The organism is Acinetobacter sp. YH12226 (assembly GCF_013417805.1).
Lineage (GTDB): Bacteria > Pseudomonadota > Gammaproteobacteria > Pseudomonadales > Moraxellaceae > Acinetobacter.
On record NZ_VPDG01000029.1, the window covers coordinates 1 to 2710 of the forward strand.

At 31.7% G+C, this 2710-nt stretch carries 3 protein-coding genes; 2 read left to right on the forward strand and 1 reads right to left on the reverse strand.

The features are described 5' to 3' along the window. Positions 1 to 253: 253 nt before the first annotated feature. Positions 254 to 1198, reverse strand: coding sequence for a replication initiation protein RepM (repM, locus tag FTV08_RS15195; RefSeq protein ID WP_180087614.1), 945 nt, complete (start codon positions 1196 to 1198; stop codon positions 254 to 256). Between the two features lie 393 nt (positions 1199 to 1591). On the opposite strand from repM, the gene FTV08_RS15200 reads away from it, so the two are divergent. Further along, complete coding sequence (locus FTV08_RS15200) at positions 1592 to 2230, forward strand: AAA family ATPase (protein ID WP_180087615.1); 639 nt, start codon at positions 1592 to 1594, stop codon at positions 2228 to 2230. A gap of 2 nt (positions 2231 to 2232) precedes the next feature. After that, a complete protein-coding gene (locus tag FTV08_RS15205) occupies positions 2233 to 2532 on the forward strand; it encodes a hypothetical protein (RefSeq protein ID WP_180087616.1) in 300 nt (99 codons plus the stop codon). Positions 2533 to 2710 lie beyond the last annotated feature (178 nt).

Here is a 2710-nt window from a genome sequence, read left to right on the forward strand (position 1 = left end):
AAAGAAATTTTCTATCACATAACTCCCTTGCATTTACATAAGATCATAAGTTTTATAAGTTATGTAACTTTATACATTTATATTAATTGCAGAGTATTGTAATAGTTTTCAAGTAAAACGGACATTTCTCAATTAAGACTTAGTCATAACACTAGGGTTAAGGAGTTTTCTATGGAATGTATCGAAGTTATTGCATCGGTGTAATCTCATCGACGTTATTCAGGTGGGGAAAAGCCTGGTTTGGTCAAGATGATCATGCCTTCTCTGATTTATATTTTTCTTTATAGCCCACTTTTAATAAATCAGAATAATACTTTTTTACCTTTTCTGGGTCGAGAAGTTCAAGTGAAATCCTTTCTTTAAACTCTTCGATCTCTTCGCCTACATTGGCATATTTCCCCCCAAATTCAGGATATTTGATAAGGTCACACAATTTTTGAGCGAAAAATATAGATTGTTTTGGTGTCAACTGATATGTCGGTTTCAGGATCTTATCACTAACAATTAAGGAATCTTTTTGATTAAAAGAAAATTCAATATGTGTAATTCTTCTTCCTTCTTTTTTCTGATCATAACTAACGTCGATATCAGTAAATTTATTAATTTGATCTATGGCAACCGTCAATACACGCTTTTTAAAATCGCCCATAGTTTTATATTCATTTTCAAGTAGACCTAACTTATCACGCAATTCAACCATACTTGTATATAGCTTGCCTTTGCTGCGCCATCTAATCAAAAGTTCATACAGCCGTATAGCGTATACGCTAGATAATTGGGAAATTTGCTTTAATTCATAACGAGTAAACTTTTCTTCAAGTTTTACAAAAAGCTGTAAAATATCAGGAGCAAAAATTAGTTGAGCACATGCAGCTTCTTTAACATAACCAACTTTTGATACCCAACGGCTTTTATAGACCGCAGGCTTACCCGTAACAGGATCTATAGTCTTATAGGTAAGTCTACGTTCGAATAAGTTATCACACGCTCCCTGAAGAGCTTCATAGGCAGCTTGACGACCTAAATTAAAGTGTTTCATATATTCAGATGCATGTATTGTTAGCAATGTATCCGATGTAAGCTCTTTTTCAATTTCACGAGCTGCAATAATTGCAACTAAAATTAAGCGTTGTTCTGACAAAGTCAACGCATAAGATGCTTCAATTAAGTTATTATCTTTATAAATTAAATTCGCCATATTCTGATCAAAGAAATAAAACACCATTAGTGGACAATACCACTTAATGTCCATCAATGGAAGATTTTTTTGTGTCAGGAAAACGCCCACTTATGTCAGGAAAATGTCAATTTAGATAAAGGAAAACGTCCACTTATTGTCAGGAATATGTCAATTTAGATAAAGGAAAACGTCCACTTATTGTCAGGAATATGTCTATATAAATCCTCTGAATGCTATACACTACAAGAGATACAGGAGGCTTATAAAAATAAATTTAATAAATATATATAAATTTAAAAATACATTAACTTGTGGATAACTTGATTTTTAAATTTATTTTTCACAATAGTTGATTAAGGAGATTAAAACTTATACATTATTGTTAATAAAATTACGTAACTTGCATAACTTATGATTATTTTAATAGGTGGTGAAAAAGGTGGAGCTGGTAAAAGCTGCCTTGCCCAAAACTTAGCAGTTTATTTACAGATAAAAAATAGAGATATTCTTCTTCTAGATGCAGATCCTCAAGGTACAACAACTGATTGGATCAAAGAACGTGATGAAAATGAAGATTTAAAAAATATCCCATCTGTACAAGCTTCAGGCAATATTCGTCAAGTTTTAAAAGATTTATCAAAACGATATGAAGATATTGTTATTGATGCTGGAGGACAAGATTCAGAAGCTTTACGTTCCGCTATGACAATAGCAACACATATGTTACTGCCTTTTAGGCCTAAACGTAGAGACTTAAAGACTTTAGATCATATGGAACAAATATTAAAACTGGCACAAGCAGTAAATCCAAACTTAAATGCAAGAGCAATCATTACACAATGCCCAACATTACCGTCACAAGTACAGCGAATTTTAGATGCTAAAGAAGCCTGTGTATCATTTGGAATAAAAGCCTTAGACCAAATCACGACAAATCGAAATGTTTATGATGATGCAGATGAAAATGGTTTGTCTGTTTTTGAGGTAACAAGTGATCTTAAAGCAAAAGCAGAAATTGAAGGGATAGCTCAAGAGTTTTTAGGAGTATAACTATGGCGGGTCTTAGTGGTTTAAAAAAGAAAATTGATGAGCTTTCAGATCAAGATAAACTGGTTGAAAATTTCATATCTGGAGCTGATAAAAGAGTTAAGGATTTAGAAGTTTCACAAAAGAAATTCGTTCGTTGTACCTTTTCTTTAAACCAAGAATTAAACGAGTTAATCGATGAGCTAATTATCAAAAGTAATAACGCTCGTGTTAACAGATCTAGTATTGTCAGAATTGCTTTAGAGTCCTTAGCCGAACAAAATTTAGAAGACTTTAGAGACTTAGTTAATAAAAAATTTAAATAAATTTAACAATATGGGCTATTTAATTCGCAGATTAAATAGTCTATAACTTCATAACTTCATAACTTCATAACTTCATAACTTCATAACTTCATAACTTCATAACTTCATAACTTCATAACTTCATAACTTCATAACTTCATAACTTCATAACTTCATAACTTCATAACTTCATAACTTA